The organism is Methanocalculus sp. (assembly GCF_029762515.1).
Taxonomy (GTDB): domain Archaea; phylum Halobacteriota; class Methanomicrobia; order Methanomicrobiales; family Methanocorpusculaceae; genus Methanocalculus.
In genome coordinates this window covers 1-4429 of sequence record NZ_JARVGN010000181.1, presented here as the reverse complement: position 1 = coordinate 4429, position 4429 = coordinate 1, and the positions used below count along the sequence as shown (strand labels likewise).

The 4429-nt window shown below is 51.0% G+C and carries 8 protein-coding genes and 1 tRNA gene; 4 read left to right on the top strand and 5 right to left on the bottom strand.

Annotation, left to right across the window (positions count from 1 at the left end; all coding sequences use genetic code 11):
• On the bottom strand, nucleotides 1-432 hold a 432-nt coding region (locus tag QCH34_RS07465), incomplete at its 3' end, for a DEAD/DEAH box helicase (RefSeq protein ID WP_300332386.1).
• A 17-nt stretch (nucleotides 433-449) separates the two neighbouring features.
• A complete protein-coding gene (gene trxA / locus QCH34_RS07460) occupies nucleotides 450-872 on the bottom strand; it encodes a thioredoxin (protein ID WP_300332384.1) in 423 nt (140 codons plus the stop codon).
• A 178-nt stretch (nucleotides 873-1050) separates the two neighbouring features.
• Between trxA and QCH34_RS07455 the strand changes: the two genes are divergently transcribed.
• A tRNA-Met gene (locus QCH34_RS07455) sits at nucleotides 1051-1125 on the top strand.
• Nucleotides 1126-1267: 142 nt separating this feature from the next.
• Here the strand turns inward: QCH34_RS07455 and purF are convergent.
• From purF to QCH34_RS07440, 3 genes are read right to left on the bottom strand one after another with little or no spacing between them, the layout of a single operon-like run.
• Nucleotides 1268-2680 carry an amidophosphoribosyltransferase gene (gene purF / locus QCH34_RS07450; RefSeq protein ID WP_300332382.1) on the bottom strand — a complete coding sequence of 471 codons (1413 nt, stop codon included), beginning with the start codon at nucleotides 2678-2680 and terminating at the stop codon, nucleotides 1268-1270.
• 12 nt (nucleotides 2681-2692) lie between these two features.
• On the bottom strand, nucleotides 2693-2875 hold the full coding sequence (locus QCH34_RS07445; protein WP_292737367.1) for a 50S ribosomal protein L37e: 183 nt from the start codon (nucleotides 2873-2875) through the stop codon (nucleotides 2693-2695).
• A 15-nt stretch (nucleotides 2876-2890) separates the two neighbouring features.
• Nucleotides 2891-3118 carry an LSM domain-containing protein gene (locus QCH34_RS07440; RefSeq protein WP_255333528.1) on the bottom strand — a complete coding sequence of 76 codons (228 nt, stop codon included), beginning with the start codon at nucleotides 3116-3118 and terminating at the stop codon, nucleotides 2891-2893.
• Nucleotides 3119-3239: 121 nt separating this feature from the next.
• On the opposite strand from QCH34_RS07440, the gene QCH34_RS07435 reads away from it, so the two are divergent.
• From QCH34_RS07435 to QCH34_RS07425, 3 genes are all read left to right on the top strand, one after another.
• The gene (locus QCH34_RS07435; RefSeq protein ID WP_300332379.1) at nucleotides 3240-3737 is read left to right on the top strand and encodes an RNA-binding protein; all 498 of its coding nucleotides are present in this window, start codon (nucleotides 3240-3242) and stop codon (nucleotides 3735-3737) included.
• A gap of 37 nt (nucleotides 3738-3774) precedes the next feature.
• Nucleotides 3775-4152 (top strand): cell division protein SepF, encoded by a 378-nt coding sequence (gene sepF, locus QCH34_RS07430; RefSeq protein WP_300332377.1) that lies wholly within the window; start codon nucleotides 3775-3777, stop codon nucleotides 4150-4152.
• Nucleotides 4153-4429, top strand: a 277-nt coding sequence (locus tag QCH34_RS07425; RefSeq protein ID WP_300332375.1) for a ZPR1 zinc finger domain-containing protein, incomplete at its 3' end; no start/stop codon positions are given. It lies immediately after the preceding gene.

Genomic DNA, 4429 nt, shown 5'->3' with positions numbered 1-4429 from the left:
AAGGAGTATTTCGAGTGATTCGGGTGTGGTGAGAAGGATATGAGGGGCTTCACCATCCTTCCAGGTGCGATCCGATCGCCCGATATCACCATGCCATGCCCGCACCTCAAGGCCGAGGGGGGCCGTCATCCTGGTGATCCGATCAAGCTGATCGTTAATTAGTGCCCTGAGCGGAGAGAGATAGAGGATGCCTACTGCCGGAGAACCTGCCTTCAGAAGATCGTCAAGCGCTGGCAGGAAGGCAGATTCGGTCTTGCCACCGGCGGTTGGCGCAATGATGATCAGGTCGGCACCGGCCAATTCCGGAGAGAGCGACATTTCCTGGACAGAACGGAGATCATCCCAGCGGAGTGTCGAAGAGAGTATCTCACGGAGCCCGGGGTGGATGCGGGAATAAGCGCCTGCTGGAAAAGAGGGGGATTTTTCCGGCATAGAGACCGGACAGACCCTCAGACGGGTTCTGCTCCCGGCGGCAGTCCGAATGCCCGGAGGATCACCGAACGGAGGGTCTCTTTTGGCACTGCTCCGGTGACCCGGTCGATCATCTTTCCGTTTGCATAGAGGATGATAGTCGGGATCGCCGTGATATTGAACTGCCTGGCAATACGCGGGGCTTCATCGGTATTGCATTTGGCAAATGCAACAAGCCCCGACATCTCATGGGATAGGGCTTCGATGACCGGTGCAACACGCCTGCATGGACCGCACCATTCTGCCCAGAAATCAACAACAGCAAAGCGGTTTTCAGAGAGGAAGGTATTGAACGTGATCTCACTCACCGGCACAACACCCTGAAACGATGCCTTCCGCTCGATCTCTGCGAGCCGTTCCTGGGCGCGTTTCTGCCGGAGGTATTCCAGTTCATCATCCATACAATCTCTTCTCTATACATTCAGATAATGGTTCGCATCAACTTCTGCTGGGGAAAGGGAGATTGTATCCGGCAAAAGAGCGTGTCACGGAAGCAGGTACTGATTCGCTTTTTGGCCCTTTCATTGGCAGTAATTCGGTAAGGTATTTAAAGAAATAATTGGAATATTAATACTCCGAAGCGAGGTGGGGTAGTCAGGAGATCCCGACGGGCTCATAACCCGTAGATCGATGGTTCAAATCCATCCCTCGCTATCTGTTTTAATGAATTTTTTTGGAGAGGCAGACCTCTCCGATAGGCAAAAACGATTAAAAAAACGCTCATGATGCCATCTGGGGCAACAGGCATACAAGATGAAAATGAGGGGTGTTCCCATGCATTTTCATATAAAAAAGATCAGAAATCGAGCCGTGTCTGGTATGACCCATGGATAAAGTCCACATGGCGGCATTCTGATTTTTCGTGAGGAATGGCGACAGGATAACATCCTGTGAGGCATCCTGTACAGAAATCTGACACATCGATTCCTGTTGCCGCAATCAGCGCCTCAAGCGAGATATGATGGAGCGAGTCTGCGGAGATACAGGAACAGACCTCATCAGTTGCCCGGTTATGTGCGATCAGCTCCTTCCGCGTCGGTAGATCGACCCCCAGGTAACAGGGGGCGGCAACAGGCGGTGAGCCCACCCTGAAATGAACCTCGCGGGCACCAAACTCCCGAACCAGTTCGATGATCCTCCGGGACGTTGTGCCACGGACAATCGAATCATCGACAAGCACAACCGATTTTCCTTTGATATGCCCACGTACCGGGTTCAGTTTCATGCGCACCGCATTCTCGCGCAGCTTCTGGGTTGGCATAATGAAGGTCCGCCCGATATAACGGTTCTTTATCAGACCTTCCTTGAATGGAATGCCGGATGCCTCAGAGTATCCAACCGCAAGCGAAGTCCCGGAATCTGGTACCGGCGAGATGATATCAGCGTCAACCGGCGCTTCCTGATGGAGCATCTCGCCAATCTTTCTCCTGACATCATAGACGAGGACCCCGTCGATCACAGAATCGGATCGTGCAAAATAGATGTACTCAAAGAGGCAGAATGCAGTATGATTGGTTTTGGTGATCTGGCGGCACGAGATACCACCTTTATCGATTTTGATCAGTTCGCCGGGCCGGAGATCACGGATGAATATTGCGCCCAGAGCGTCCAGTGCAACACTCTCGGATGCAACCATGTACCCGTTATCGGTCTTCCCGATACAGAGCGGCTTGATACCCAGTGGATCACGGAACGCAAAGAGGGTGTCATCAAGCAGAGTGATAACAGAATAGGATCCCTCCAGTTTCCTCATGCAGAGGACAACGGCATCCTCCATGGATCCGGAGAGCGTCAGTTCACGCGCGATGATTGCAGCAATCACCTCGGAATCCGTTGTTGTAGCAAATATATGACCGTGTTCTTCATATTCTGCAACAAGCTCGTTATTATTGACGAGATTGCCGTTATGAACAATAGAGAAGTGATGCCCCTTGAGAGAAAAGTTCAATGGCTGGGTATTTTCCGGGCGGTTCTCACCGGTTGTCGGATACCTGACATGCCCGATCCCAACCGATCCGGGAAGCTCTTCAAGAATATCACGGTTGAAGACCTCTGAGAGAAGACCCTGAGACTTATGTTTGAAGAGTGTTCCGGCATCAAATGTGCTGATTCCGGCACTCTCCTGCCCTCGATGCTGAAGGGCATAGAGGGCATAATACAGGGGAAACGATACCCCCCCTGTGTCAACAATGCCGACAATGCCGCACATGATGTACGAGCCTTAATGTGTTGCTCTCAATGGTTTCTTGCTGGTCCAGGCATACGAGCGCATCCGGGCGCTCCGTCCGAATCCACATGCTGAACAAATCTTATGGCGTGCATGGTACGAATTCCGGCCACAACGCCTGCATACAATATGGGAATGCTTGTTGCGCAGACCCTTCGATGGAGTTCCTTTCGACATGGTAAATCACCTTTATTATTCGATTGAAGGGGATATATAGATCACATTGTCACCACGGACGATCAGCGTTCCCAGTTTGACAACGCCATCTTCCGTCTCTTCTTCTGCACGATCAAGAACGAGGTTCATATGAACATCATATCCCTGAAGTATTCCACGGATTTCTCGTCCGCCTTTCAGCGAGATGAACACCGGTTCCCTGTTTAAGACCTGTTCCAGAATATCAAGCGGTCGTTTGGTCATAAAAATCCCTTTGCATCTCCCTGGAGAGTAACCATATATGCGCCCCGGTTCGACTTAAAGATAGCGCACCCATTGGAAATCCTTTAGTTCCCTGGGAGTGGATAGTACAGGAGAATCCATCATGGCTGATATCACGATTCGAAAGCGGCATGCAATTAAAAAGAGCCAGGTTGCCGGGATCAAACAGATGATCGAAAGAGCTCTTGGAGAAGAGGCATCACTCTTTGACACCACATCCATCGAACGTGCCGAGACCGATGCAGATCTCTCCATTTTCCTAATCGATAAAAAACCGCTCCTGATCTCCCGTGACAACTGGGCATTTCCAACATTGAGGGGTGCGCATCTCCGGCCATTCACTGCCCGCCGCATCACTGTTGATTCAGGAGCCGTTTCATTCATGGTAAACGGGGCTGATGTGATGCGCCCCGGTGTCATTTCAGTGACAAATGACATCAGGAAGGGAGAACCAGCGCTTATCGTTGAGGAACGCCATGGAAAACCGCTTGCAGTTGTCATAGCACTCTATGACGCTGATGAGATTCGCGCAATGGAGAAGGGGAAGATTGCGAAGAATATCCACTATGTGGGCGACGCGATCTGGAACCTGGAAATATAAGGATAGAATTAATAACTACCAATAGAAAGGATTCTACATGGGATTTCTTGATTCCATCATTGGCGGAAAGGGTGCCACCCCTAAGGAAGAGGAGTACATGGACCTCGACCTCGCTGCATATGAGGATGCAGCAGCAGGGGAGGAGCCTGCTCTGATGTATGTCAAGATTGCAACAATTAACGACCTCAAGGATACACCACGAGTCAAAGACGAGGTGTACAACAACAACATTGTGATCATTGACATCCAGAAGCTCAAGCTCGACAAGATCACCTTTGAGCGGGTGATGAAGGACTTAAAGGATGTCGCACGGGACGTGAACGGCGATATCATCGGCATTGGCGACCAGCGCTATGTCGTCATCACGCCAACATCAGTGAAGATATCACGGGAGAAGATCGGTGGAGGCAACTAGGTGAAACAGGCCCTCTCCGGCCCCTGCCCGCTCTGTGGAGAAGAGATAGAATATATTTATCAGACCGAGAATATCCCCTTCTTCTCCGATATTCTCCTGATGTGTGGTCTCTGTGAGGCGTGCGGCTTTCGTCTTACGGATACGTTGATCCTCACTGATCGCGGTCCGGTACGATATGAGTTTGATGTCAGAACAGCAGACGATCTCTCTGTCCGTGTCGCCAGGTCAACCTCTGCAAGAATCGAGATACCAGAACTTGGCATATCTATCAACCCGG

Excerpts from the sequence above, each read along its gene's own strand:
- trxA (WP_300332384.1), bottom strand. The coding sequence starts at position 872 with ATGGATGATGAACTGGAATACCTCCGGCAGAAACGCGCCCAGGAACGG.
- purF (WP_300332382.1), bottom strand. The coding sequence starts at position 2,680 with ATGTGCGGCATTGTCGGCATTGTTGACACAGGGGGGGTATCGTTTCCC.
- QCH34_RS07445 (WP_292737367.1), bottom strand. The coding sequence starts at position 2,875 with ATGTCGAAAGGAACTCCATCGAAGGGTCTGCGCAACAAGCATTCCCAT.
- QCH34_RS07440 (WP_255333528.1), bottom strand. The coding sequence starts at position 3,118 with ATGACCAAACGACCGCTTGATATTCTGGAACAGGTCTTAAACAGGGAA.
- QCH34_RS07435 (WP_300332379.1), top strand. The coding sequence starts at position 3,240 with ATGGCTGATATCACGATTCGAAAGCGGCATGCAATTAAAAAGAGCCAG.
- sepF (WP_300332377.1), top strand. The coding sequence starts at position 3,775 with ATGGGATTTCTTGATTCCATCATTGGCGGAAAGGGTGCCACCCCTAAG.